Genomic DNA, 25,000 nt, shown 5'->3' on the forward strand with positions numbered 1-25,000 from the left:
TGGCAGCGATCACCGGTCGGGCGGGTCGGGCTCCGGCAGGTTCTTGTGCGCGTCGGCGCGCACCGCGGCCCGGATCTGCTCGATGTTCTCCCGCAGCAGGTCCGAGATGAGCTCGTCGGTGCGCGGGTCGGCCAGCATCTCCAGGACCACGCGCACGGTGGCGTCGGTGACGGTGCCGACGACCTCGTCGTGGAACGGCATCCGCCGGAACAGGCCAGCCTGCGGGTCCTGCCGGATCTTCTCCAGCACCATCGCGCGGATCTCGGCGCGGTTCTCCTCCAGCGCGCTGGCCAGGTTGCGCGCGTAGTGCCCGGTCCGCAGAACGGACACAACCTCCTCCAGCACCGCCACCGTCAGCGGCTTCTTCACCACGTCGATCAGGACGCCGCCGAAGCGCGCCATCGCCCGGTGCGCCAACTCCTCGCCGACCGACCGGTCGACCGGTCGCCGCAGCCGGGTCAACTGGACGCCGATGCGCACCACGCGCAACAACCGGAAAGCCCGGAACCACAGGCTGGCGACCGGCACCATGCCGACCAGGTCGTACCAGTTGACCAGCACGAACCGGCGGGTGAAGCCCGCCGACCACCAGCGCGCGAGGAACTCGACGGCGAACACCGCGCACAGGCCGCGGTCGACCCAGGTGATCAGCCGGGCCCGGTCGGCTGGTGGGTGCCAGAACTTGAGGTAGACCAGCAGGCCCACCGCGAACAGGGCCAACAGGAGCATCACCCAGTCGTCCAGCGAGACGCGGTGCTTGCGCGGCGGGCTGATGACCATGGTGGAAACCTTTCACGCCGCCCCGCGCGCGGCCACTCGCGGGTGCTTTTCCACCCCGCCTTTCAGTGTCCATAAAGGACTCGACTCGTTACTCCCCCACCACAACGGCCGTCGATCGGTTGCCCGGTACCAGCGGTTCGGTCGCCGCGGTGGCACCGCCCGGGTAGGATTCGGCCGAACTCCGACTCCCCCTTTGGGCGATGGGCACCCGGTCCCCAGCCCCCGGTTCGAGGACGTGACCGCATGAGCGCACCGGGTTTCGCCCACGAGGCACTGGTCTACCGCGACGAACCGGGCTACCTGGACGCCGCGGCGGGCTTCGCGCGGGAGGGGCTGCTGGCGGGTGAAGCGGTGTTCGCGGTGCTGCCGCCGCAGGGCGACAAGCTGCTGCGCGAGGCGCTGGGCGCCCGCGCCGACGAGGTCACCTTCATCGACGCCCGCGAGGTCGGCCGCAACCCGGCGCGGCTGATCCCCACCATCCGCGCGCACGTCACCGACCGCCCGGCCCGCGGCGTCGCCGAGTCCGCGTGGACCGGTCGCGCCGAGGCCGAGTACGCCGAGGTGATCCTGCACGAGGCGCTGATCAACCTGGCCTTCGAGGAGGCCGCGACGCTGCGGCTGGGCTGCCTGTTCGACGGCACCGCGCTGCCCGCGGCCGTGCTCGACGCCGTCGCCCACACCCACCCGGTGGTCGTCGACGGCGCCCGCGCGGTGAGCCCGGTGTTCGACCACGGCTACGCCCACCACCACTTCGCCGCCGACCTGCCCGCGCCCGCCGAGGTGACCGACATGGTCCACTTCTGCCTCGACGACCTGCCCGAACTGCGCGACCTGGTCGGCGTGCGCGCCAAGCAGTTCGGCATCCCCCGGGCCAGGGCGCTCGACCTCACCCTGGCCACCAACGAGATGGTCACCAACAGCATCTGCCACGGCGGCGAACGCGGCACCCTGCGCCTGTGGACCGACGCCGACACCCTGGTCTGCGAGATCACCGACAGCGGCCACATCGCCAACCCCCTGGTCGGCAGGATCGCCCCCCTGGCCTCCATCCAGGGCGGCCGGGGGGTGTGGCTGGCCAACCAGCTGTGCGACCTGGTGACCATCCGCTCCCGCGAAACCCAGGGCACCACCGTCCGCCTCCACGTCCGCCGCTAGCCCGCTGATGGCCTCGATCGCCCCATGCACGTCAAGCATGGGACCGCTGGTCCGTGGATGCGTGAACGGGACTTCAACGGCAACTTGGTAGCCATCCAACTGGGGCCAATCGCTCTGCGGCTTTCGCTGTACTTTCAGCCACTGCGGCCGATGTTTGGCGCGTTTTAGAGCTCGTGAATACCGTAGCTCGAAGGCTGGCCAATCCGACTGCGCCAGTCACCACGACACTCACCCGGTCAGCCAGGCCTAACTCCCTTTAGGTAGAAATCCACTGCACTGGTCACCCGTTCCCACAAGAACGATTTTCCCGCCTCCTCTGGCCGCACCAACTCATTCTCCAGCACGGTCACACCCCACTGCTCCAATTTGGCCAAACTCTCCCCAAAGGCCGGATGGGCTGCCAGGGTTGACTTGACGTAAGGTGCAAGGTAGGTAGGAATCCGGAAGCTGAGAGCTTCGTTGAGCACTCCCAGGGCGAAGTTGTCAGAGATGCCCGCTGCCCATTTGTTCACCGTGTTAAAGGTTGCAGGACAGACCAGCGCAGCATCAGCTTTCGGGAGTGATCGGGAATCGTCAGGGTGACGTGGTGTGCTCTGTACCGGGAAGCCGGTCTGTGCGGCCAAGGCTTGCAGATCGATCCACTCGGCAGCTGTCGGCGTGGGGATCACGCAGACCCGCCAACCGAGAGGCTGAACGAGAGCAATGAGGCTGCCCAGGTCGCGGATAGGTGGTGCGGCACAGCCGACCAGGTACAGCACCGGATCAGACATGGACACCTGCCCGCTGGGCGAGTGCCCGCAGCCCCGGAGTGCTGTTGCGCTGCTCCCGACCGAGCAATGTCCGGATGACTTCGTGGGCTCCTACGTTGCGAGAGACGGCTTGCTTGGCGACCCGTTCCGCTTCGAGTAGGTGCAGTACGGCTAGGCCGTCATCCTGTCTGTTGGTAGCGGCGCGGCTGAGATCCAGGTGTACCTGGGAGCGGCGGCCGATGAGCACCAGGGGCAAGCGGTCGGTGTCCAGTGCTGCGCTGAGCTCTTGAGCTTGGTCATCGTCACCGAGCTGTACGGCAACAGTCAGCTCGTGGATGGCCACGTTGGTACGGCCGAAGCCGGTCCACAACCAATTGCCGTCACCACCGAGGTCATCGGCCAGCTGGTGGGCCTGGGTCAGCAGTTCCCGAGCGCTCCGGCGTTGCTCACTGCGGGCGGCCATTACTGCCGACAGCAGGAGGAGCGAACCGCGAGCCGAGACGATCAGCCGACCGTCTTCCTGCTGCCGCGCAGAAGCCAACTCATCCGCAGCGCTGGCAGCAGTGTCCTGGGCATCGGCGAGATGGCCGCTGCGCAGCTGGGCACAGGCCACCTGGTAGCGGGCTGCGGCGATCAGAGCCGGGGCATCGGCTTCCCGGGCGGCTCGTTGTGCCCGGTCAGCGGTCACCCATGCCGTGTGCACATCCCCGAGCTTGGTGGCCAACTTGGCAGCCGCGATGTAGCTGCTAGCAGTCCGCACGGCCGCAGTACGGCTCGCAGTCTGGTTGTCCAGCTGGAGCAGTAGCGGGGGTAGGAGTCGGGCTGTGGCCTCGTAGTCAGCGTGCTGGTAAAGCTGGTGCGCCTGGTTGACGAGCGGGGCTAGCGCCACCCCATCTGGCAAGTGGTCGGTCTGCCCACCTGCCAGCATCCGGCGCAGAGGACCGAGTACCGGTGGCGACTGCGATGGATGAGCCACGGGGGACGGACTGCTGCGAACCCGGGACGACCCGAACAACGCCTGTAGCTCACTTCGGTCCATTCCGAGCAGCGCGGCTAGCTTGGGCCACAAGTAAGGCTGGGGCTCGTTGCGTCCGGCTTCCCAGCGGTAGACGGTTATGCGGTCGATGTGCAGTTTCGCGGCCAAGCTCTCCTGGGTGTAACCCGCTGCCTTACGCAGCCGGGCCAGAGGGGAACGGGGCGGTGCCATGCCCTTCAGTGTCCCACACGGTCAGTAGGCAGTCGTTTACGCAGTTCATAGGTGGTTGTGCATAGTTCGTGTCGCCGGAATGCCGCTCAAGTGCGCTGTATCCAGCCCGCGCGAACCGCAATGGTCAAAACCAAGACACCCGGTACTAGTTGAGCCCCCTCCCGTACAGGACGACTGAGCCACGTCCATGACCCCGGTGTGCGGGGGTGTGGTCGCTAGTGCCGGGTGTCGCCGACCTGCTGACTGAGCCTTGCGGGAGCCGCACCATGTCTGGATCGGGCATCACCGTTGCCGATGCACTGCTCAGGTATCCCGAGTTGTCTGACCTGGTACTGGTCCAAGATGCCGGGTGGGGGTTCCGGTTGTTGGTCGATCCGGACGGCGCTCTGGTGGGTCTGGTGGGCACTCGCCATGTCCGGCGCTACACCGATGCCCTGTGGATCTGTTGTCCTCCTCGAGAGTGGACACCTGTCACCCAGGGCCGAGGTAGCTCGGGAACTCACCCGGCAGCTGCGGCGCACTTGCGATCATGGCCACCGGTGAGCAGTTGGCTACAAGACATTGCGGGCCGCAGAACAAGATGACTCGGAGCCCGTGACGCGGAAGACGTTTCGGGAGCAACAGTCCCGTCCACGGGACGGAGGGCAGTCCCCGGCAGGGTGACCTACCTCTGTGGCTCACGGAGCCACAGGACATGCCCCAGACAGCAGGAAGCCCCGGCCTCCTGACGGAGACCGGGGCAACCGGTGTGACCTGAACTGACCTGCTTGACCTTGTCCCTAGAGACGATTGTTCGAGTAGGGGCGGTCCTGGTCGGGCTTGTCGGATTCGAACCCCAGGGCCGCAGCGGGCCTGCCGCGAAGCGGATGTCGCAGCCTCTCGATCACCCACCAGCGCACCCCGGCGCTTCCCCTGCCGCGCCGACCAGCCGTCCCGCGCCAACCCCGCACGCCAACCGGGCAGCCTCACGGATGCGTCCATCCGACACCAGCCCCGGCGTGCCGAAGGACAGGGCGAAGTAGCCCAACTCCTCGACCATCCACCGGATCTCCGCACCCCCGGCGCTTCTGGGGGCGCGCAGTCCAGTCCGCACCGCGCTAGACCCGCCCGCTCACCCGGAGATGGCCTCGATCGCCTTGAGGATGCGCTTGTCCGACACGGGCCCCGGTGTGCCGAGGGTCTGGGCGAAGTAGCTCACCCGCAGCTCCTCGATCATCCACCAGATCTCCCGCACCTCCGGTGCTTCCCTGGCGCTGGGCCGCAGCCGCTCGACGGCCTCGTGGTAGGCGTCTTCGAGGTCTTGGACGGTGTGCATCCAGGTCCGGTCGCGGTCTGGGCGTTCGGGGAGTTTGTCCAGTCTGCGGTCCATCGCGCGCAGGTAGCGTTCCAGGTCGGGCAGGCGGGTGAGGCCGGTGGCGGTGGCGAAGCCGGGGAAGACCAGGCCCGCTAGTTGTTCGCGCAGGTCGCGCAGGGGCTCGACGAAGATCGGGCCCTTGGTGCGGTCCAGTCGGGCTTGGACCTCGTTCCAGGCGATGACGACCTTGCGGACCCGGTCGAGCACTTCGACGGTGGTTTCGTTGAGGCCGCGTCGGACGTGCTCGCGCAGGGTGGTGAAGGCCGCTTCGGTCCAGGCCGGGCCGCCCGCAGTGGTCATCAGGTGGTCGACGGCGGCGTCGACGCAGTCGGCCAGCAGGGCTGGGACGCCGCCGTGCGGGTTGTGCGAGAGGGCGAGTTTCGCCTGGTTGGACAGCGACCGGATGACGTACTTGGTGGGGGCGGGGACGGTGAGCAGCAGCAGTCTGCGGGTGCCCTGCCACATCGCGGCCCGCTGGTCGGCCACCGTGTCGAGCATGCGGACCGCCACCGTCGCGCCCTCGTCGACCAGCGCCGGGTACGCGGTGACGACGAGCCCGTTCTGCTGGGTGCGGGCGACCTTCGGCAGCGCGCCGATCGTCCACGTGGTCAGGCCGCGCTTCTCCAGGTCCACCGTGGCTTCGGCCAGCGACGCGCGAAGTTGGGTCTTGAGCTGGTCTTTGAGCGCGGTCAGGTCCTTGCCCTGCGCCAGGGTCTTCTCGCCGTCGACGATCTGGAAGGTGGTGCGCAGGTGGTCGGGCACGGCGGAGAGCTGCCAGGCGTCGCGGGGGATCACGACGCCGGTGAGCGCGCGCAGTTCGCGGCCGATCGCCTCGGGCAGGGACTCCTCGTCGGCGCGCAGGCGGGCGACGACGGCTTTCGCGAAGTCCGGCACGGGGACGAAGTTGCGGCGCAGGGGTTTGGGCAGCGAGCGGATCAACGCGGTGACGACCTCTTCGCGTTGACCGGGGACCTGCAGCGAGAACCCGTCGCCTGCGAGCTGGTTGAGCACCGCGATCGGGACCTTCGCGGTGACGCCGTCGTCGGCGCGGCCCGGCTCGAAGCGGTAGGTCAGCGGTAAGGTCAACCCCTGTTGGCGCAACGCGTCGGGGAAGTCCTGCTCGCTGATGTCGCCCGTGGTGTCGTTGACCAGCATGGACTTGGAGAAGGTGAGCAGGTCCGGGGCCTCGTGGCGGGCCTTCTTCCACCAGGTGTCGAAGTGCCTGGCGGAGACGACGTCAGCCGGGACGCGCTGGTCGTAGAACTGGAACAGGGTCTCGTCGTCGACCAGGATGTCGCGGCGGCGGGCCCGGTGCTCGAGTTCCTCCACCTCGCGCAGCAATGCGCGGTTGTCGCGGAAGAAGTGGTGGCGGGTCTGCCAGTCCCCCTCGACCAAGGCGTTGCGCAGGAACAGGTCCCGCGACATCTCCGGGTCAATCTGTCCGTAGTGGACTTTGCGGTCGACCACGATCGGCAGCCCGTAGAGGGTCACCCGCTCGGTGGCCACGACCGAGCCCTGCTTGGCCTCCCAGTGCGGTTCGCTGTAGGTGCGCTTGAGCAGGTGCCCGGCGAGCGGCTCGACCCACTCCGGCTCGATCCTGGCGCAGATCCGGCCCCACAGCCTGGTCGTCTCCACCAGTTCCGCCGACATCACCCAGCGCGGGGGTTTCTTGAACAGCGCCGAACCGGGGAAGATGGCGAACTTCGCGTTGCGGGCGCCGACGTACTCCTTGCCTGCCGGGTCGCGGAACCCGATGTGCGACAACAACCCCGACAGCAGTGCTATGTGGACGTTCTGCGGCGCCGCGGGCACCTCGTTGGCGGTGACGCCGAGCTGGCGGGCGACCTGGCGCAGCTGGGAGTGGATGTCCTGCCACTCGCGGATCCGCAGGTAGTTCAGGAACTCCGCCTTGCACTGCTTGCGGAACCTGTTGCCGGACAGCTCTTTCTGCTGTTCGCGCACGTACTGCCACAGGTTCAGGTAGCTGACGAAGTCCGAGTCCGGGTCGGCGAAGCGGGCGTGCTTCTCCGCCGCCGCTTGCTGTTTCTCCTGCGGCCGCTCGCGCGGGTCCTGGATGGACAGCGCGGCCGCGATGACCATGACCTCGGTGACGCACCCGGCCTGGTCGGCCTCGATCACCATGCGCGCCAACCGCGGGTCCACCGGCAGCTGGGCGAGCTTGCGGCCCAGCGCGGTGAGCCGCTTGGCCGGGTCCTTCTCCGCCGGGTCCAGCGCGCCCAGTTCCTGCAGCAACTGCACCCCGTCGGCGATGTGGCGGCGGTCCGGCGGGTCGATGAACGGGAAGTCCGCCATCTCACCCAGGTCGGCGGCGCTCATCTGCAGGATGACCGAGGCCAGGTTGGTGCGCAGGATCTCCGGGTCGGTGAACTCGGGCCGGGCCAGGAAGTCGTCCTCGGCGTACAACCGGACGCAGATGCCGTCCGAGGTGCGCCCGCAGCGGCCCTTGCGCTGGTTGGCCGAGGCCTGCGAGACCGGTTCGATCGGCAGCCGCTGCACCTTGAGCCGGTTGCTGTAGCGGGAGATGCGCGCGGTACCGGGGTCGACGACGTACTTGATGCCCGGCACGGTCAGCGAGGTCTCGGCGACGTTGGTGGCCAGCACGACCCGGCGACCGCTGTGCGGCTGGAAGACCTTGTGCTGCTCGCCGCTGGAGAGCCGCGCGTACAGCGGCAGGATCTCGGTGCCGCGCAGGTTCCGACCCGCGAGCGCCTCGGCCGTGTCGCGGATCTCGCGCTCGCCGGAGAGGAACACCAGGATGTCGCCCGGCCCCTCCGCGCAGAGCTCGTCGACGGCGTCGAGGATGCCCTGGGTCTGGTCGCGGTCCGGGTCGGCGTCGGGGTCCTCCGGGTCGACCAGCGGCCGGTAGCGGACCTCCACCGGGTAGGTGCGGCCGGACACCTCCACGATCGGGGCGTCGCCGAAGTGCCGGGAGAACCGCTCCGGGTCGATCGTCGCCGAGGTGATCACGACCTTGAGGTCCGGTCGCCTCGGCAGCAGCCTGGCCAGGTAGCCGAGCAGGAAGTCGATGTTGAGGCTGCGCTCGTGCGCCTCGTCGATGATGATCGTGTCGTAGGCCGAGAGCAGCCGGTCGTTCTGGATCTCGGCCAGCAGGATGCCGTCGGTCATCAGCTTGACCAGGGTGCGGTCGCCGACCTGGTCGGTGAACCGGACCTTCCAGCCGACCGTCTCCCCCAGCGGTGTGCCGACCTCCTCGGCGACCCGCTCGGCGACGGTGCGCGCGGCGATCCGGCGCGGCTGGGTGTGCCCGATGAACCCGCGCACCCCGCGCCCGAGCTCCAGGCAGATCTTGGGCAGCTGGGTGGTCTTCCCGGACCCGGTCTCCCCGGCGACGATGACGACCTGGTTGTCGCGGATGGCGACGAGGATGTCGTCGCGGCGCTGGCTGACCGGCAGCTCCGCCGGGTACTTCAGCGCGGGTACCGAGGTGCGGCGGCGCTCGACGCGCGCGCGGGCAGCTTCGACCTCTTCGGCCACCTTGCCGAGGGTGGCCTGCCTGCGCTGCGGGTCCCTGGTCTTGCGCAGCCCGTCGAGCCTGCGCGCCAGCCGCCGCTCGTCCTTGAGCATGAGCTCGGGCAGGGCGGCGCGCAGGTCGGCGAGACCCACCGTGGTGTCGGTACTCATTTGCCCCCAAGCCTAGGCAATGCCCCGGGTCGGGTTCACCTCGGTTTATCCGGTGCGGCGGCTCACCCGGTCCTGGCGGCTCACCCGGTCCCGGCGGCTCACCTGCACACAACCTCCACAAGCCGCGCGGGACTGGCGCACACGCGGTGCTTACAGTCACCCCATGGGGAACAAGCGCCGGGTCCTGGTGGTCGAGGACGAGCTCACCATCGCCGAGTCGGTCGCGGCCAGGCTGCGCGCCGAGGGCTTCGAGGTGGACCTGGCCCACGACGGCCCGGCCGGGGTCGAGACCGCCGAGCGGGCGCGGCCGGACCTGGTGGTGCTCGACGTGATGCTGCCGGGGTTCGACGGGCTGGAGGTGTGCCGCCGGGTGCAGGCGCGCCGCCCGGTCCCGGTGCTCATGCTCACCGCCCGCGACGACGAGACCGACCTGCTGGTCGGGCTCGGCGTGGGCGCCGACGACTACATGACCAAGCCGTTCTCGCCGCGGGAGCTGGTGGCCAGGGTGCACGCGCTGCTGCGCCGGGTGGAGCGGGCCGCGCAGGCGGACCCGGACCAGGCGATGACCGTGGTCGGCGACCTGGAGGTCGACCCGGTGCAGCGGCGGGTCCGCCGGGCCGGGGTGGCCGCGCACCTGACCCCGATCGAGTTCGACCTCCTGGCCTACCTGGCCGCCCGGCCGCGTGCGGTGCAGCCCAGGGAGCGGCTGCTCGCCGAGATCTGGGGCTGGGGTGACGCGGCGGGCACCCGGACCGTGGACAGCCACGTCAAGGCGCTGCGCCGCAAGCTGGGCGCCGACCTGATCCGGACCGTGCACGGGGTGGGGTACGCGCTGGAGGTGGCCGGGTGAGCACGCTGCGCGGCCGGGCGCTGACGGTGCTGGAGCTGCTGCCCCGCCCGCTGGACCCGGTCCGCTCGATGAAGTTGAAGATCTGCATCCTGCTGGTCGCCTCCGGCACCGTCGGCCTGGCCTACTTCTGGCTGGACGTGGGCTGGATCCCGGCGACGAACTCGGTCATCGCGATCGTCGGCGCGGTGGTGGTGTCGCAGGTGCTGGCGCACGGGATGACCAGGCCGCTGCGCGACATGACCTCCGCGGCCAAGGCGATGGCCAGGGGCGATTACTCGCGCCGGATCCGGGTCACCGCCCGCGACGAGGTCGGCGAGCTGGGCCGGGCGTTCAACCAGATGAGTGCCGACCTGGAGGCGGCCGACCGCAACCGGCGCGAGCTGATCGCCAACGTCTCGCACGAGCTGCGCACCCCGATCGCGGCGCTGCGGGCGGTGCTGGAGAACGTGGTGGACGGGGTGAGCGAGCCGAACCCGGCGACCATGCGCACCGCGCTCGCCCAGGCGGAGCGGCTGAGCAGGCTGGTGACCGAGCTGCTCGACCTGTCCCGGATCGACGCGGGCGCGCACCCGCTGCCCCGCGAGGACGTCGAGGTCGAGCCGCTGCTGGCCGAGGTGGTCGCCGAGGCCGAGGTCAACGCGGCCGCGGTTGGCCGCTCGATCCGGTTCACCACCACCGTCGCCCCCGACGCGCACACGGTGGCCGCCGACCGCGAGCGGCTGCACCAGGTGCTGGTCAACCTGCTCGACAACGCCGTCCGGCACGGGCCTGCCGACGGCCGGGTCTGGGTCAGCGCGGCCCGCTCGACGGCTGGCGTGCTGCTGGAGGTCCGCGACGAGGGGCCCGGCATCGCCGTCGCCGAACGCGACCTGGTGTTCCGCCGCTTCACCCGGGGTGAGAAGGCCCGCGGCGGCGGCACCGGGCTCGGCCTGTCCATCGCCCGCTGGGTGGTGGAGCTGCACGGCGGCACGATCGCGGTCGTCGACTCCACCCGGGGTTGCCGCATCCGGATCACCCTGCCCGGCTAGCGAGTCCGTGTCGGACGGTCCGGCCGCCCGGTTCCCCTCGGTACGGTGGCGGGCGTGGCAACGGAGACCGACATCGTCGTAGTGGGCGCGGGACTGGCCGGGCTGGCTGCGGCCAAGACGCTCACCGCGGCGGGCCGCGAGGTCGTGGTGGTCGACGCGGACGAGGCCCCCGGTGGCCGGGTGCGGACCGACCGGGTGCGCGGGTTGCTGCTCGACCGCGGCTTCCAGGTCCTCAACGCCGGTTACCCCGCCGTCCGCGAACTGCTCGACGTGGACGCGCTCGACCTGCGCCCGTTCCTCCCCGCGGCGATGGTCAGCGACGCTGCGGGACTGCACCTGCTCGCGGACCCGGTCCGCGAGCCGAGCCGGTTGCGCGACACGCTGCGTGCCCCTGTCGGCTCGCTCACCCGCAAGATGATGCTCGGCGCCTACGCGGCAGCTCTCGCCGCGGCCCCGGCCAAGACACTGCGCGATCGCGACGACCGCCCGTTCCGAGTCCGGCTGGCCGACTACGGCATCACAGGCCCGCTCTATGAACGATTTGTCCGCCCGTTCCTCGCGGGAGTCTTCCTCGACCCGGACCTCACCGTCCCTAGTCGCTTCGCCGAGTTCGTGGTCCGTTCGTTCGCGCGCGGCCCTATAGGCGTACCGGCAGCTGGTATGCGCGCCATCCCGGACCAACTCGCGGCGGGACTACCGCTGGACGCCATCAAGTACAGCTACCCGATCCGCGAGGTCGAACCCGGCCGCGTCACAGGGGATTTCGGCACCATCACCGCCCGCCACGTGGTCGTCGCGGTGAACGGGACGGCGGCACACCGGCTCTTGGGCGACCGCGTCCCGGCCCCCGCAACCCGTGGGTGCCTCACCTACTACCACTTGGCGGACTTCCCCCCGATCCCCGAAGCCGCGATCACCATCGACGGAGATCACCGCGGCCCGGTCATCAACACGATCGTGTTGACCAACGCCGCACCCGAATACGCCCCTGGTGCCACTTTGGTCTCCTCGACCGTCTTGGGCATAGAGGACCCGGGTGAGGCCGCGGTGCGCGCACACCTCGCGGCGATCTACCACCAGGACACCACAGCGTGGGAACACGTTCGCACTTACCGGATCCCGGAAGCGCTGCCTGTCCACACTGGCCCCTTGCGCCGGGCCACCGCCCTGGGCGACAACCTCCACGTGTGTGGCGACCACCGGGACACCCCGTCCATCCAGGGCGCGTTGGTCTCGGGCCGCCGCACCGCCAAGGCGATCCTGGACGGCTATTAAGGCCGCCGATCGAAAGCGCTGCCGTTTCCCGAGCTTGCCCCCACAATGTGGGGATGGTGGCACCTGAGCGGGCAATGCGCGTCCTCGTCGTGGACGACGACGAGGACTTGGTCGACCTCATGGAGATGTGTCTGACCACCTATCAAGGCTGGGACGTCCAAGCGGTCACCTCGGGCATCGAGGCCCTGGAGCGCTGCAGGATGGATGCCCCGGACGCCGTCCTGCTCGATGTGGACATGCCGGTCCTCGACGGCCCCGGCGTCCTCGCCGCGCTGCGCGCCGACCCCAGCACCTGTGCCGTACCGGTCGTGTTCGTGACCGGCGCGGCCGAGCCGGACCTCAACCAGCGGCTCTGCGCCCTGGGCGCCGCCGCGGTCCTGTCCAAGCCCTTCGACCCGCGCCGGATCGGCGCCGAGGTCGCGCTGATCCTCGGCTGGTAGTCACCACCAGGGCCGGTCTTCGTCCTCTGGCCCGTCCGCGGGCAACCGCACCTCGAACACGCTGCCGCCGCCGTCCGCGGGGAACGCCCGAATCGACCCGCCGTGCGCCTCCACGATCCCCCTGGTGATCGCCAGCCCCAGCCCAGCGCTGCCCGCCTGCCGCTGCTTGGGCACCTCGAACTGCACGAACGGCTCGAAGATCGCCTCGAGGTGCTCGGCGGGCACCCCCGGTCCCCGGTCTCGCACGGTCACCGTGGTCCAGTTGCCCCGGTGGTCGGCCGCCACCTCCACCTTCGTACCCGGCTCCGACACGCGCACCGCGTTGGCCAGCAGGTTGGTCAGCACCTGCACCAGGCGGTCGGCGTCGCCCCGCAGGTGCAGGGCGGGGCAGGTGACGGCGATCGGGACCTTCCCCGTGCGGCTGGCGTGGTCCACCGAGTGCACCGCCTGGTCGACCACCTCGGCCAGCGACACCGCGGCGAAGCTCAACCGCAGGTCGCCGCGGCGCATCCGGTGCAGGTCGAGGACATCGGTGGACATCCGGACCAGGCGGTCGGCGTTGCGGGCGGCCATGGTCACGAGCCTGCGGTGCGGTGGCGCGAGGTCGCCGAAGTCGCCGGAGAGGGCCAGCTCCAGGGAGCCGCGGATGGAGGTCAGCGGGGTGCGCAGCTCGTGGCTGAGCACCGAGACGAAGTCGGTGCGGGCGCGGACGGCCTCGTGCTCCCACTGGGAGGCCTGCACGACCGCGCACTCCAGTTCCACCCAGGCCGCGAGGTCGCGCAGGAGCTCGCGCTCGGCGTCGTCGAGCCTGCGGGGCGCCATGTCGACCACGCACAGCGTGCCGACCAGGTGGCCGGAGGGCCCGGCGATGGGCTGACCGGCGTAGAAGCGGATGTGCGGGTCGCCGACGACGTGCGGGTTGTCGGCGAAGCGCGGGTCAGCGGTGGCGTCCGGGATCTCCATCATGGTCGGCTCGGTGATGGCGTGCGAGCAGAAGGAGACGCTGCGGTGGGTCTGCTCGGCGTCGAGGCCCACGCAGGACTTGAACCACTGGCGGTCCACGTCGACCAGGCTGACCAGGGCGATCGGCACGCCGAGCAGGCGCTGGGTGAGCCGGGTGATCCGGTCGAAGCGCTCCTCGCGCGGGGTGTCGAGCAGGCGCAGCGCCTTGACCGCGGCCAGCCGCTGGATCTCGGAGTCCCACCCGGCACCGGACACCCGGCCCCCTCCCCTCGCCACCGATCTCCCCACCGAGTATCGAGGCGCTGACCTGGCCGTTCACCCCCGGACCGGAGGTACGCCCGATCGAGTGACACCGGCGGGAAGCCGACCCGGCGATCTCGAACAGGCGAACGAGTGTTCTAATTCACCGGATTCACCAGGCGTCGTGAGAGGGAGTGGATCTTGTCCACCGAGACCGAGATCGAGCAGGCGGAGACCGTGGCGACCGACGAGTCGTCGACCCCCGCCGCAGCGCCCGAGCAGGTGGCCGTCGCGGAGCAACCCGCGAAGAAGCCGAGGGCGCCGCGCGCCCAGAGCACCGCGAAGAAGACCCGCACGGTGGAGTTGACCCTCACCGTCACCGGCACCGCCGAGGGCGAGTGGCAGGCCGAGCTCAGCCAGGCGGGCAAGCGCGTGCTGCAGGGCCTCAGCGTCCCCGCGGCCGCCGTGTCGCGGGCCGCCGCCGAACTGCACGAGGACATCTCCAAGGCCATCGAGACGGTGATCGACGCCGCGCGTGAGCAGCACCGCGCGCGGATGGAGGAGCTCGAGGCGGAGCTGTCCAAGGTCAAGGCAGCGCTGGCCGACCTGCAAGAGGGCTGAGTCCGATCACGAGGAGGGCCGTCCACCCGAGGGTGGGCGGCCCTCTTGCCGTCTACCGGCCCGTGAACTTGGCCCGTCCAGCGCCCTCGGCGAGGAACGAGCGGACACCTTCGCGCAGGTCGTCGGTGTCGAAGAAGGCTGAGGCGATCGCAGTGGTGTTGGCGTTCGCTTCAGGGAGCCCGCCGGTCTCGTAGTGGCGCAGGATCTGCTTGGTGGCCGCGTGTGCACAGGTCGGCCCCTCGGCGAGCAGCGTCGTGTACGAGAGCGCGGCCTCCTCGAACTCCTCTTCGGGGAAGACCTCGTTGACGACGTTCCAGGCGTTCAAGGTCTCGGCGTCGTACTTGTCGCCGGTGAGCACCATCTCCTTGGCCCTGGCGACGCCCGCGCGAGCGGCGAGCCGCTGGGTGCCGCCCATCGTCGGGGTCACGCCGATGACGCTCTCCACCAGGCCGAACCGGGCGTGCTGCACGGCCAACAGCAGGTCGCACGCCAACGCCACCTCGAACGCCCAGGTCAGGCAGAGCCCGTGGGCGGCGAACACGGTCGGGCAGTCGAGCGCGGCGATGCGCTCGGGAAGCTCCCGCATCACGTCGAACAGCGCCTTCGCCTCGTCCGCCGAACGCTGCGCCGCGAACAGGGCCACGTCGACGCCCCCGCTGACGATCTCGCCGGTCGCCCGGATGAGCACCGCTCGCGGCGGGTTCGCCTCGATGTCGTCGAGCGCGGCGGCGAACCCCTCGTGCAGCGCGACGGTGTAGAGGTTCAACGGCGGGTCGTCGACCGTGAGCACCGCGACCGCACCGACCCGCTCCAACACCACACCCACGGCGTTCCTCCTCGTGTCCGACCTGGCTCATGGCTATCACGCCGACCACCGGCCCGCCGATCACGCGGCTGCTCGGACCGGGTCGCCGGGGTGTCGGTGCGCGCTTCTACAGTGGTGGCTCACCGAGGTGGGGATGGGCATGACGGCGACTCAGGACGCGACGACGCGGGACGGCCTTGGCGACGGGATCGACCCGGCGCGGCTGCGCGAGTGCCTGGCCGTGCTCGCCGAGGTCGAGTTACTGCCGCCGGAGCACCCGGACGCGGTCGCGGTGCGGCGGGCCACGGCGGGGGTGTTCAAGGAGGTCCGCAGGCGGCGCAAGGCGGAGCGGCGCGCGGCGGTCACCGAGGCGGACCGGGCGGTCACCGCGGCGACCGCGACCGGCGCGCCGAACCGGATCGACGACGAGACCCAGGGCATCCCGCTGGTGTCGAGCACCCCGGGCGCCTCGGCGGGCACCCTCCTGCGCGCCCGTTCCTGCTACACCTGCAAGCAGCGCTACCACCAGGTCGACGCGTTCTACCACCAGCTGTGCCCGAGCTGCGCGGAGCTCAACCGGGACAAGCGCGACGCGCGCACCGACCTCACCGGCCGCACCGCGCTGCTCACCGGCGGCCGCGCCAAGATCGGCATGTACATCGCGCTGCGGCTGCTGCGCGACGGCGCGCACACCACGATCACCACCCGGTTCCCGCGCGACGCGGTCCGCCGCTTCGCCGCGATGCCCGACGCCGGGGACTGGCTGCACCGGCTGCGCGTGGTCGGCATCGACCTGCGCGACCCGGCGCAGGTCGTCGAACTGGCCGACGCGGTGGCCGCGCGCGGGCCGCTGGACATCCTGATCAACAACGCCGCGCAGACCGTGCGCCGCTCCCCCGGGTCCTACGCGCCGCTGGCGGCCGCCGAGTCCGACCCGCTGCCCGCGGGCGCGCTGCCCGAGATGATCACGCTGGGTGATTCCGGCGCGGCGCACCCGGCCGCGCTGATCGGCGGCGAGCACACCCCGCACGAGGTGCACCCGCTGACCGCGCTGGCGCTGACGGCGGGGTCGGCGACCCCGGAGCGGATCGCCGCGAACACCGCCATCGACGCTGGCGGACTGGTGCCGGACCTGCATGCGGTGAACAGCTGGACGCAGCGCGTGCACGAGGTCGACCCGCTGGAGCTGCTCGAGGTGCAGCTGTGCAACCAGACGGCGCCGTTCATCCTGGTGAGCAGACTGCGCCCGGCGATGGCCGCCGCGGCGGCGCGGCGCAAGTACGTGGTCAACGTCTCGGCGATGGAGGGCCAGTTCAGCCGGGCGTACAAGGGACCGGGGCACCCGCACACGAACATGGCGAAGGCGGCGCTGAACATGCTGACCCGCACCAGTTCGGTGGAGATGCTCACCGACGGGATCCTGATGACCGCTGTGGACACCGGGTGGATCACCGACGAACGTCCACACCCGACCAAAATCCGGTTGGCCGACGAGGGTTTCCACGCGCCACTGGACTTGGTGGACGGTGCGGCCCGGGTGTACGACCCGATCGTGCGCGGCGAGGCGGGCGAGGACATCCACGGCTGCTTCTTGAAGGACTACGCGCCCGCGCCCTGGTGATCGCGCCTTGGTGATCGCGCCTTGGTGATCGCGCCTTGGTGATCGCGCCTTGGTGAGGTGTCGCAACCTCCCTTGCGCCAACGCGTCTTTGTCGATGTAAGACGGAGAGAACGCGATCGGAACAGGGGTGGGGACGATGAAGGCAGTGGGCGGTTTGGTTTTAGGCGCGGCGTTGGCTTTCGGCGCTGTGGGGTGCACCACGGTCCAGGCGGCCGATGCGGCCAACCAGCCCACCCTGGGCACGACGACCCAGGCCAAGCCGACCGACGACTCGTCGTCGACCCCCGAGTCCGAGGCGTCGTCGGCCACCCGCAAGGTGCCCACGACCGGCAAGGCCACCACGACCACGACCACCCCGCACCGGGTCACCACGACGACGTCCCGACCGGTCGCCACCGCGGCGAAGATCGTCAGCTTCACGGTGGTCAGCAAGCCCGCGTGCCCGGTGCTGGCCAAACCGGGCGCTCCGTTCTCCTCCCCCGGCGCGCCGGTGGTCATCGCCTGGAAGATCACCGGTGCCGAGGGCGCCGCGATCTCGGTCGACAGCCCCACCATGTACGGCTCCTACGGCACCGACTACGCGGCGTCGGGCCAACTGGAGCTGTCGTTCCCGTGCGACACCACGCCCGGCAAGACCACGCACACCTACACCGTGTGGCCCAAGGGCCTGAAGTCGGTCTCGCAGTCGCTGACCGTCACCGCCACCAACAACACATGAGCACCGTCTACAGTGGACCCAAATCCGCACGGGTGAACCGCGGTGGAACGGGTACTTCACGGGCAAGGACTACCGAGAGGCCCGTGGTCACCGTGCGCAAGTACTTCCTGGAAGCCTTCCTCGCCGCCGCGGGCGCCACCGCCTGCGCCGCCCTCGCCATCCACTCCGCCTCGACCACCTGGTCGGTCATCGCCATGCTGCTGGGCGGGGTCGCCATCGCCGCGTTCGCCGCGAGCCTGCGCCCCCGCATCCCCCCGGCCACCGTGCCCAAGCGCCGCCGGGGCCCCCGCAAACTGGGCACCCGCCACCTGTTCACCAGCAGCCCCACCACCAGCGTCACCCCGGCCCCGCGCCCCCCGCACTGACCCCCGCCCCCGCTTCGGAGACCCTCCCCGCGCACTCCCTCCCCCACCACACCTCTGGGGGGCGTCCCCGGTGCCAGTCTATCCGGGCTGGCACCGGCGAAGGGGTCAGGAGAGAACCTGTGGATGACCAGCAGGGTTGTGGACAACCGCGACCAGGAGAATGGGCCCGGCAGGGACAAGTTCACCCTGGTGGGCGGCCGTGCCAAGCTGGCCAGAGAATGCTGTCGCGAGTGATCTCACTGCGGCCCGGAGCCCCAGCCAGTCAAGCGGCCTCGACCCGATCGACGGGTGCGCAACGCGATTCCCCGTCGACCGTCTCCCCAGGGACGTCCTCTCCGCCCTGTTCAAGAAGTGATCGGGGCGCCCTAGCGAGCAGGCGGCCGGCCTGAACGGCGCGACACCACCACATCGAGATCTACCCAGCGCATCTCAACCCCCACCGCACCTCTGGGGGGACGTCCCCGGTGCCAGTGTATCCGGACTGGCACCCGCGAAAGGGGGAGGCGAGAAGCTGTGGATGGCCAGCGGGGTTGTGGACAAGGGCGACCAGAGAGAACGAGGCCAGCGCGGGAAAGTTCACCACATTGGTCACCAAGCAGGCGGGCAGGCCGCGCGGGAGGACTCGGCCGATCGGTGTGGCCGTGGGGCGTCGATTCGGCTGGGCCAGCAGGCCGCCACGCCCGAGCGTTCACCGGTCGGCGTTGGACTCCACGTTCGACCCCGCGGCACCGTTGGATGCTCAAACGGAACAGGGACGGAACAGAACGGACGTGCTGCACGCGTCCGACAACTCGTTGATCAACGCTTTCCGGTGACCAGCGAGAACCCTGCCAACCTGACCTTCGCAGGGCATCGCTAGCGGGGCAGCTTCACCACGGTCACGAAGAACTCGTCGATTTTGCGGATGATCTCGATGAAGCGGTCGAAGTCGACCGGTTTGGTGACGTAGGCGTTGGCGTGGAGTTGGTAGCTGCGCAGGATGTCCTCCTCCGCCTCCGAGGTGGTCAGCACGACGACCGGGATCATGCGGAGTTCGGCGTCGGCCTTGATCTCGGCGAGGACCTGCCTGCCGTCGAAGCGGGGGAGGTTGAGGTCGAGCAGGATCAGGTCGGGGCGGGGGGCGTCGGTGTACTGGCCCTCGCGGCGCAGGAAGCTGACGGCCTGTTCGCCGTCGCGGACCACGTGCAGCTGGTTGCGGATCTTGTAGTGCTCGAACGCCTCCCGGGTCATCAGCACGTCGCCGTCGTCGTCCTCGACCAGCAGGACGTCGATGACCTTGATGTCGGTGGAGTCGTTCATGGGTGCGCCTTCTCCGAGGGGGTTTCGTCGAGGGTACCGACCGCGCCGGTGGCGGTGTCGGCGACCGGGAGGGTGAACCGGAACCGGGTGCCCGGCCCGGTGGACGGCTCGATCCAGATCCGGCCGCCGTGGTATTCGATGATCTTGCGGCACAGCGCGAGGCCGATGCCGGTCCCGGGGTAGGCGTCCTTGCCGTGCAGCCGCTGGAAGATCACGAAGACCCGTTCGGCGAACTCCGGCTCGATGCCGATCCCGTTGTCGCGCACCGAGAACAGCCACTGCTCGCCGTCGCGCTCGGCGTCGAGGTGGACCACGGGGGCGTCCTCGCCGCGGAACTTGATGGCGTTGCCGATCAGGTTCTGGAACACCGCGGTCAGCAGCGGCGCCTCGCCCAGGACGGTCGGCAGCTCGCCGACCTCGACGACCGCGTCCGCGTCGATGATCGCCTCGCCGAGGTTGGCGGTGGCCTGGTCGACGAGCTCGCCGCAGTCGAGCGGGACCCGGTCGCGGGCGTGCCGACCGACCCTGCTGAACGCGAGCAGGTCGTTGATCAGCACCTGCATCCGCTTCGCGCCGTCGACGGCGAACCCGATGTACTGGTCGGCGCGCTCGTCGAGCTGCCCCTTGTACCGGCGTTCGAGCAGCTGGCAGAAGCTGGCGACCTTGCGCAGCGGCTCCTGCAGGTCGTGCGAGGCGACGTAGGCGAACTGCTCGAGCTCGGCGTTGGACCGCTTGAGGTCCTCGGTGCGCGAGTCGAGCTCGGCGTTGACCTGCCGCTGCACCGCGACCTCGTCGAGGATCCGCACCCGCATCGAGTCGACGTCGCCCGCGAGTTCGGTGACCTCGCGGGGGCCGTTGACCCGCAGTTCGTGCTGGAAGTCCCCGTCGGCGACCCGGCGCACGCCACCGGCGAGCTGGGCGAGCGGACCGGCGACGGCCGCCCGCAGCGCGATGGTGACCAGCAGGAACACCAGCAACAGCACGAGGGCGATCGCGACGCACACGGTGACCAGCAGGTTCGCCGCGTCCGCGAGCGCCACCCGGCCGCGCTCGCGCGCCAGGTCGAGCTCGCGCTGCAACCCGGTCACCGCGGCGCGCACCGAGTCGAAGCGCTGCTTGCCCTCCTCGGTCTGCACGTCGCCGCCGACCCCGGACGCCTTGATGCGCTCGATGGTCGGCTGGGCGTAGTCGGCGCGCCAGCGCTCGACGTCGACCTCGATGCCGCGGATGCGGTCCAACAGGTCGGTGCGGATGACGATGATCTCGCGCAGCCTGCTGATCGCGCGGCGCTGCCGCTCGATCCCGGTGTCGTAGGGCTGCAGGAACTCGGGTTTGGCGGTCAGCGCGTACCCGCGCAGGCCGGTCTCCTGGTCGACGAGCGCGGTGTCGAGCCGCAGCGCCTCCTGCACGGCGGGGTCGACCCGGTCGACGATGGTGGTGCGCGCGTCGGTCAGGTTCACGATGGCCAGCCCGCCCGCGATCACCGCGCCGACGAACACCAGCACCAGCACGCCGATCGCCAGGCTCAGCCAGCGCCGCAGCGGCCAGCGCCCGCCACCTCGCCGCTCGCGCGGCAAGCGCGGGCCGATCTCCACGGTCCCGGTGCCTTCGGCGCCCGAGGTCACCGGCGTCACCGGGCGATCCTGGTCAGCAGCATGGCGGCCACGTCGTCGACCAGATCTCCCTCGTTGAGCACGCACACCTCGCGGATCAGCTCGTCGAGCACGCCCAGGCGCCACCCAGGGCCGCGGCTGGCCAGCGCGCCGACCAGCCCGGCGAGTCTGGCGACCCCCAGCCGCTCCGCGGTGTCCTCTGCTCCGGTCCGCCCCTCCACCAGGCCGTCGGTGTACATCAGGACCGACCACCGCTCGCCGAGCTCGACCGCCGCCGAGGGCCACGTCGCCTTGTCCAACACCCCGAGCGGCACCCCGACCGGCGCCCGCAGCAGGCTCACCGCGCCGTCGGCCGCGACCAGCACCGGCGGCGGGTGACCGGCCAGCCGCAGCCTGCCGCCACGCCGGTCCGGGTCCACCGAGAGCATGCAGACGGTGGCGAACAGGCCGTCCAGGTGGCGCTCGTGCACCAAGACCCGCTGCATGGTCGCCAGGACCTCGTCGACCGGGCGCCCGGCCAGCACCAGGGCGCGCCAGGCGACCCGCAGGTACACCCCGAGCGCGGCCTCGTCCGGGCCGTGGCCGCAGACGTCGCCGATCACCGCGTGCACGGTGCCGTCGTCGGTCTCGACGAGGTCGTAGAAGTCGCCGCCGAGCAGCATCCGCTGGCGGCCGGGCTGGTAAGTGAAGTCGCGGTCGAGCCGGGGGTCCGACAGCACCGGGGTGGGCAGCAGGCCGCGTTCGAGGCGCGCCTTCTCCTTGGCGTAGAGCCGTTCCTCGCGCAGTTGGCGCTGGATCTCCTCGCTGCGCACGCGTTCCACGGCGTAGCGGATGACCCGGCTCAGCAGGTCGCCGTCGACCTGGCCCTTGACCAGGTAGTCCTGCGCGCCCGCGGCCACCGCGGCGACCCCCTGCTGCTCGTCGGCCAACCCGGTGAGCACGACGACGGCGACCCCGCCGCCCGCCTCCTCGAACCGGCGCAGCGCCTGCAGCCCGGACGCGTCGGGCAGGCCGAGGTCGAGCAGCACGCAGTCCTGGCCCGCGAGCAGGGGCTGGGCCTCGGCCAGCGAGTGCGCCCTGGTCAGCCGGATGGGGGCGTTGACGTCGGCGAGCAACTCCTCGACCAGCAGCGCGTCACCGGCGTCGTCTTCGACGAGCAGGACGCGGACCACGTCCCGCGACGCCACCACAGCATCCATACACACCGGCTCCAGGCACTGGGCGTCAGGTCAGTCGCCAGATCGTAGCCGTGGGCCGGTCCGGTCCCCGCCAGGCGCGTCCCAAACGTGAACCACGCGACGGCGCCTCAGACCACGGCGCTGTAGCCGTTGATCGCGGGCTGGCCGCCGAGGTGGGCGAACAGCACGGTGTCGGCGCGGCCGATCTCGCCGGTGGCGACGAGGTCGATCAGCGCGGCCATCGACTTGCCCTCGTACACCGGGTCGGTGATCATCGCCTCGGTGCGGGCGGCCAGCCGCATCGCCGAGAGCGTCTCCTCGTCCGGGATGCCGTAGGTGCCCGCGTGGTAGCGCTCGTCGAGGACGACCTCGTCGGTGAACTCGGTGTCCAGCAGCACCGCGGTGCGCCGGGCGATCCGCTCGACCGCGGCCCGCGTCTCGGCCGGTTTCGCGGTGATGTCCACGCCGATCACCCGCCGCCGCTGCCCCAGCGCAGCGAACCCGGCCAGCATCCCCGCCTGCGTGCTCCCGGTACCCGTCGCGACGACGATCGTGTCGAAGCGGACCCCCGCGGCGAGCTCCTGCTCGACCAGTTCCGCCGCCCAGCGCGCGAACCCGAGCCCGCCGAGCGGGTGGTCCGACGCCCCCGCCGGGATCGCGTACGGCTTGCCGCCGCGCAGGTCGACCTCGGTCAGCGCCTGCTGGTAGCTCTCCTTGATCCCGATCCCGAACCCGGCCCCCACGAACCGCGACGTCGCCCCGAGCAGCCTGCTGAGCTGCACGTTGCCGACCTTGTCGTACACCGAGTCCGGCCAGTCCACCCAGGACTCCTGGACCAGCTCGCAGCGCAGCCCGAGGTAGGCGGCGACCGCGGCGACCGACCGGGTGTGGTTGGACTGCACCCCGCCGATCGACACCAGCGTGTCGCACCCCGACGCCACGGCGTCGGCGGCCAGGTACTCGAGTTTGCGGATCTTGTTGCCACCGAACGCGAGACCACTGTTGCAGTCCTCCCGCTTGGCCCAGATCCGCGCCCCGCCGAGGTGCTCGGTCAGCCGGGTCAACGGGTGCAGCGGGGAAGGACCGAAGGTGAGCGGGATCCGCTCGTGGTCAGCCAGCGCCATACCGGCGACCGTACCCCTACCCGCGCCGGTGCGGAGTCACTCGTTCTTGGCCGCACGGCGGTAGATGTCGGTGATGAGCTCGGCGAGGCCTTCGGGGAGGACGTTGACCGCGTCGGTGGCGCCGGGGAGGCGGAGGGTGTCGCCGGGGTTGATGACGCGGTCGCGTTCGGCGGCCGGGTAGCGCCAGGACTCGGCGTGGCCCGCGGGGCAGGGCAGTTCCATGACCGCCAGCTCCGTCCCACCCCGACCGTCGGGGCGGGGCTGGTGCCAGCGGATCATGCCGTCCTGGTCGCAGTGGTGGGCGCAGTCCCGCTCGCCGTCGGGGGGGTCAGGCGGCACGTGGGACCTGGCCTATCCCCCCGCAGCGCGGGCAGAAGTCCTTGCGGTTGGGCGCCAGGCCGGAACCGAGGCACTCCGGGCATTCACCCGTGCGCACCTGCGGGTGGGGGTGGGCGTGCATCGTCGCGTGTGGCCGCGTGTGTGTCCGCATGGTCACCAGGATTCCGTACCCCGTCCGGTCGTGCCAAGCTCCCCCGGCCGCCCGGATGGCCGGGCTCACGGACGGGCCTCGTGGCCCTCGGCGCCTCGGGTGCGCCTGGCCTCCTTCATCTCCGCCTCGTACACGTGCCGCCTGCCCCGCAGCAGCTCGTCGCGCACGGCCTTCTCGGCGACGCGGAAGTGGGCGGCGTAGTCGTCGTCGTACTCCTCGACGACCTGGAAGGTCCAGCGGCCGTGCAGCACGTTGCGGCCGACCAGGTCGGTGCGCAGGCGTTCGGCGATGGCGGTGTGGCCCGCCCGCTCCAGCAGATCGGCCGCCTCGCCGAGCTGGAGGTCGGCGGACCCGGTGAGCTGGTGGAACGAGTACAGGTGCCCGCGGGCGCGTTCCATTGTCTCCAGAGCTTCGCTGAGCTTGCCGACCGCCTCGACGGTGGCGTCGTCGACACCATCGGGGCGGCCGTGCTCGCGATCGGGGTGGGGGTTCACGGAGAGGTCAGTACCCGGTTCGCGCCGGGGATACGCGCGCGCCGGTCACCGGCGGTCGAGCAGGCCGCGGGCGCGCACCAGGGCGGCGCGGGCTTCGATCTCGCGGTTGGCCATCAGGTGGCCCCGCGCCAGGCCGACGGCCTCGGCCGCGGCGAGCACCAGGCAGGTGTCGCCGGTGGCCGCGGTGCGCGCGAGCGCCCCGAGCAGGTCGTCGGCCAACGACCTGGCCGCCGCGGCCGTCGGCGGTGTGATCATCGCGGCGAGGGCGGTGTCGACCGCGCGGCGCAGGTCGAGACCGGGTGATGGGGTTCCGGGGAAGGGCAGTGCGTCCAGTTGCCGTGTCATCGAGTGCTCCCAGGGGTCCGGCGCTTCGTTGAGCCAGTCAGCTGAGATTGCCCGCTGGAGCGCCGGGGGCTGAACTCGGAGCGGCAGGGTCCACTCGTCCGGGTGAAAGGCGTTAGATCGAACGGCGCCAGGAACCGGGTGCGGGCCGGGGTACCGGGAGCACCGGCGCGTCCCGCAGACCGGCGAGGGCGTGCTCGAGCGCGACCCGGGCGGCGGCCGGGTCGGGGGCGGAGATGGCGGCCCGGACGTCGTCCACCGGACGGGTGATGAGGCAGGTCTCCCCCGCCGCGGCGGTCCAGGCGAGCCCGGCCCGCAGTTCGGCCACCGCGCTCGACCCGGCCGGGTCGGCGAGCACCCGCTCGACGGCGGCGCGCAGGTGCGTGCCGAGTCTGGTCGGGGCGGCGGGCTGGACGAGCGGGCGGGACAGGCGGCCACGCGGCGGGCTGTCGACGAGCGGGGTGGCGTGCGGTGCGGTGACGGGTGTGGCCATGGGCGTACCTCGATCTTGTGGGGGCGGACGCGGCTGGGCGACTCGGGGTACCCCGATCGCGGCGGTGCGAAACCCGCGTGCCTGGTGAACGCACGACGTCGCCGCGAGCCAGTGTGCCAGACCAGCGGCGATC

23 protein-coding genes and 2 pseudogenes are annotated in these 25,000 nt (G+C 70.8%); 9 read left to right on the forward strand and 16 right to left on the reverse strand.

What is annotated here, in order from left to right; genetic code table 11:
• Nucleotides 1-9: 9 nt before the first annotated feature.
• Nucleotides 10-780 (reverse strand): ion transporter, encoded by a 771-nt coding sequence (locus JOD54_RS26630; protein WP_204454370.1) that lies wholly within the window; start codon nt 778-780, stop codon nt 10-12.
• A gap of 243 nt (nt 781-1,023) precedes the next feature.
• Here JOD54_RS26630 and JOD54_RS26635 point away from each other — a divergent pair, with 243 nt between their 5' ends.
• Complete coding sequence (locus JOD54_RS26635; RefSeq protein ID WP_204454372.1) at nt 1,024-1,935, forward strand: anti-sigma factor RsbA family regulatory protein; 912 nt, start codon at nt 1,024-1,026, stop codon at nt 1,933-1,935.
• A gap of 236 nt (nt 1,936-2,171) precedes the next feature.
• Here the strand turns inward: JOD54_RS26635 and JOD54_RS26640 are convergent, their stop codons facing one another.
• The 5 genes and pseudogenes from JOD54_RS26640 to hrpA all read right to left on the reverse strand — a co-directional run bounded on the left by JOD54_RS26640 (nt 2,172) and on the right by hrpA (nt 8,908).
• Nucleotides 2,172-2,705, reverse strand: coding sequence for a flavoprotein (locus JOD54_RS26640; RefSeq protein WP_239573517.1), 534 nt, complete (start codon nt 2,703-2,705; stop codon nt 2,172-2,174).
• Entirely contained in the window at nt 2,698-3,372 is a 675-nt protein-coding gene (locus JOD54_RS34705) for a hypothetical protein (RefSeq protein WP_239573518.1), read from the reverse strand. Before JOD54_RS34705 ends, JOD54_RS26640 begins: the two co-directional genes overlap by 8 nt.
• Before the next feature lie 336 nt (nt 3,373-3,708).
• Nucleotides 3,709-3,891: pseudogene (locus JOD54_RS36085) on the reverse strand (helix-turn-helix transcriptional regulator); the annotation flags it as partial.
• Nucleotides 3,892-4,774: 883 nt separating this feature from the next.
• A complete protein-coding gene (locus JOD54_RS26650) occupies nt 4,775-4,930 on the reverse strand; it encodes a hypothetical protein (RefSeq protein ID WP_204454376.1) in 156 nt (51 codons plus the stop codon).
• Between the two features lie 72 nt (nt 4,931-5,002).
• The gene (gene hrpA / locus JOD54_RS26655) at nt 5,003-8,908 is read right to left on the reverse strand and encodes an ATP-dependent RNA helicase HrpA (RefSeq protein WP_204454378.1); all 3,906 of its coding nucleotides are present in this window, start codon (nt 8,906-8,908) and stop codon (nt 5,003-5,005) included.
• 163 nt (nt 8,909-9,071) lie between these two features.
• Here hrpA and JOD54_RS26660 point away from each other — a divergent pair, with 163 nt between their 5' ends.
• The 4 genes and pseudogenes from JOD54_RS26660 (at nt 9,072) to JOD54_RS26675 (ending at nt 12,501) form a co-directional block, all read left to right on the forward strand.
• Nucleotides 9,072-9,758, forward strand: coding sequence for a response regulator transcription factor (locus tag JOD54_RS26660; RefSeq protein ID WP_204454380.1), 687 nt, complete (start codon nt 9,072-9,074; stop codon nt 9,756-9,758).
• Nucleotides 9,755-10,786, forward strand: a complete 1,032-nt coding sequence (locus JOD54_RS26665) for a sensor histidine kinase (RefSeq protein WP_443601694.1) — start codon at nt 9,755-9,757, stop codon at nt 10,784-10,786. The genes JOD54_RS26660 and JOD54_RS26665 overlap by 4 nt, the downstream gene beginning before the upstream one ends.
• Nucleotides 10,787-10,816: 30 nt before the next feature.
• Nucleotides 10,817-12,061, forward strand: a pseudogene (locus JOD54_RS26670) (FAD-dependent oxidoreductase); the annotation flags it as partial.
• Nucleotides 12,062-12,114: 53 nt separating this feature from the next.
• The gene (locus JOD54_RS26675) at nt 12,115-12,501 is read left to right on the forward strand and encodes a response regulator (protein ID WP_204454385.1); all 387 of its coding nucleotides are present in this window, start codon (nt 12,115-12,117) and stop codon (nt 12,499-12,501) included.
• On the opposite strand, the gene JOD54_RS26680 is transcribed toward JOD54_RS26675, so the two are convergent.
• Complete coding sequence (locus JOD54_RS26680) at nt 12,502-13,740, reverse strand: GAF domain-containing sensor histidine kinase (RefSeq protein WP_307860295.1); 1,239 nt, start codon at nt 13,738-13,740, stop codon at nt 12,502-12,504. It lies immediately after the preceding gene.
• A 165-nt stretch (nt 13,741-13,905) separates the two neighbouring features.
• Here JOD54_RS26680 and JOD54_RS26685 point away from each other — a divergent pair, with 165 nt between their 5' ends.
• Nucleotides 13,906-14,325 (forward strand): DUF6319 family protein, encoded by a 420-nt coding sequence (locus JOD54_RS26685; RefSeq protein WP_204454387.1) that lies wholly within the window; start codon nt 13,906-13,908, stop codon nt 14,323-14,325.
• A 52-nt stretch (nt 14,326-14,377) separates the two neighbouring features.
• Here the strand turns inward: JOD54_RS26685 and JOD54_RS26690 are convergent, their stop codons facing one another.
• Nucleotides 14,378-15,151 (reverse strand): enoyl-CoA hydratase/isomerase family protein, encoded by a 774-nt coding sequence (locus JOD54_RS26690; RefSeq protein ID WP_204454389.1) that lies wholly within the window; start codon nt 15,149-15,151, stop codon nt 14,378-14,380.
• A gap of 139 nt (nt 15,152-15,290) precedes the next feature.
• On the opposite strand from JOD54_RS26690, the gene JOD54_RS26695 reads away from it, so the two are divergent.
• From JOD54_RS26695 to JOD54_RS26705, 3 genes are all read left to right on the forward strand, one after another.
• Nucleotides 15,291-16,751 (forward strand): SDR family NAD(P)-dependent oxidoreductase, encoded by a 1,461-nt coding sequence (locus tag JOD54_RS26695; protein WP_204454391.1) that lies wholly within the window; start codon nt 15,291-15,293, stop codon nt 16,749-16,751.
• A 136-nt stretch (nt 16,752-16,887) separates the two neighbouring features.
• On the forward strand, nt 16,888-17,469 hold the full coding sequence (locus JOD54_RS26700; protein WP_204454393.1) for a hypothetical protein: 582 nt from the start codon (nt 16,888-16,890) through the stop codon (nt 17,467-17,469).
• A gap of 83 nt (nt 17,470-17,552) precedes the next feature.
• Nucleotides 17,553-17,834: a hypothetical protein gene (locus JOD54_RS26705; RefSeq protein WP_204454396.1), complete on the forward strand. Its 282-nt coding sequence runs from the start codon at nt 17,553-17,555 to the stop codon at nt 17,832-17,834.
• A gap of 855 nt (nt 17,835-18,689) precedes the next feature.
• Here the strand turns inward: JOD54_RS26705 and JOD54_RS26710 are convergent.
• From JOD54_RS26710 to JOD54_RS26745, 8 genes are all read right to left on the reverse strand, one after another.
• Complete coding sequence (locus tag JOD54_RS26710; protein ID WP_204454398.1) at nt 18,690-19,133, reverse strand: response regulator; 444 nt, start codon at nt 19,131-19,133, stop codon at nt 18,690-18,692.
• Nucleotides 19,130-20,767, reverse strand: a complete 1,638-nt coding sequence (locus JOD54_RS26715) for a sensor histidine kinase (protein WP_307860297.1) — start codon at nt 20,765-20,767, stop codon at nt 19,130-19,132. The genes JOD54_RS26710 and JOD54_RS26715 overlap by 4 nt, the downstream gene beginning before the upstream one ends.
• A complete protein-coding gene (locus tag JOD54_RS26720) occupies nt 20,764-21,933 on the reverse strand; it encodes a PP2C family protein-serine/threonine phosphatase (protein WP_307860298.1) in 1,170 nt (389 codons plus the stop codon). Before JOD54_RS26720 ends, JOD54_RS26715 begins: the two co-directional genes overlap by 4 nt.
• 119 nt (nt 21,934-22,052) lie before the next feature.
• The gene (locus tag JOD54_RS26725; protein ID WP_204454403.1) at nt 22,053-23,048 is read right to left on the reverse strand and encodes a 1-aminocyclopropane-1-carboxylate deaminase; all 996 of its coding nucleotides are present in this window, start codon (nt 23,046-23,048) and stop codon (nt 22,053-22,055) included.
• Between the two features lie 36 nt (nt 23,049-23,084).
• Nucleotides 23,085-23,387 carry a hypothetical protein gene (locus JOD54_RS26730; RefSeq protein ID WP_204454405.1) on the reverse strand — a complete coding sequence of 101 codons (303 nt, stop codon included), beginning with the start codon at nt 23,385-23,387 and terminating at the stop codon, nt 23,085-23,087.
• Between the two features lie 216 nt (nt 23,388-23,603).
• Complete coding sequence (locus JOD54_RS26735) at nt 23,604-24,032, reverse strand: hypothetical protein (protein ID WP_204454406.1); 429 nt, start codon at nt 24,030-24,032, stop codon at nt 23,604-23,606.
• 45 nt (nt 24,033-24,077) lie between these two features.
• Nucleotides 24,078-24,377 carry a hypothetical protein gene (locus JOD54_RS26740; protein ID WP_204454407.1) on the reverse strand — a complete coding sequence of 100 codons (300 nt, stop codon included), beginning with the start codon at nt 24,375-24,377 and terminating at the stop codon, nt 24,078-24,080.
• A gap of 112 nt (nt 24,378-24,489) precedes the next feature.
• Nucleotides 24,490-24,867: a hypothetical protein gene (locus JOD54_RS26745; RefSeq protein ID WP_204454408.1), complete on the reverse strand. Its 378-nt coding sequence runs from the start codon at nt 24,865-24,867 to the stop codon at nt 24,490-24,492.
• Nucleotides 24,868-25,000: the final 133 nt, after the last annotated feature.

The sequence above is a fragment of the Actinokineospora baliensis genome, from assembly GCF_016907695.1.
Taxonomy (GTDB): domain Bacteria; phylum Actinomycetota; class Actinomycetes; order Mycobacteriales; family Pseudonocardiaceae; genus Actinokineospora; species Actinokineospora baliensis.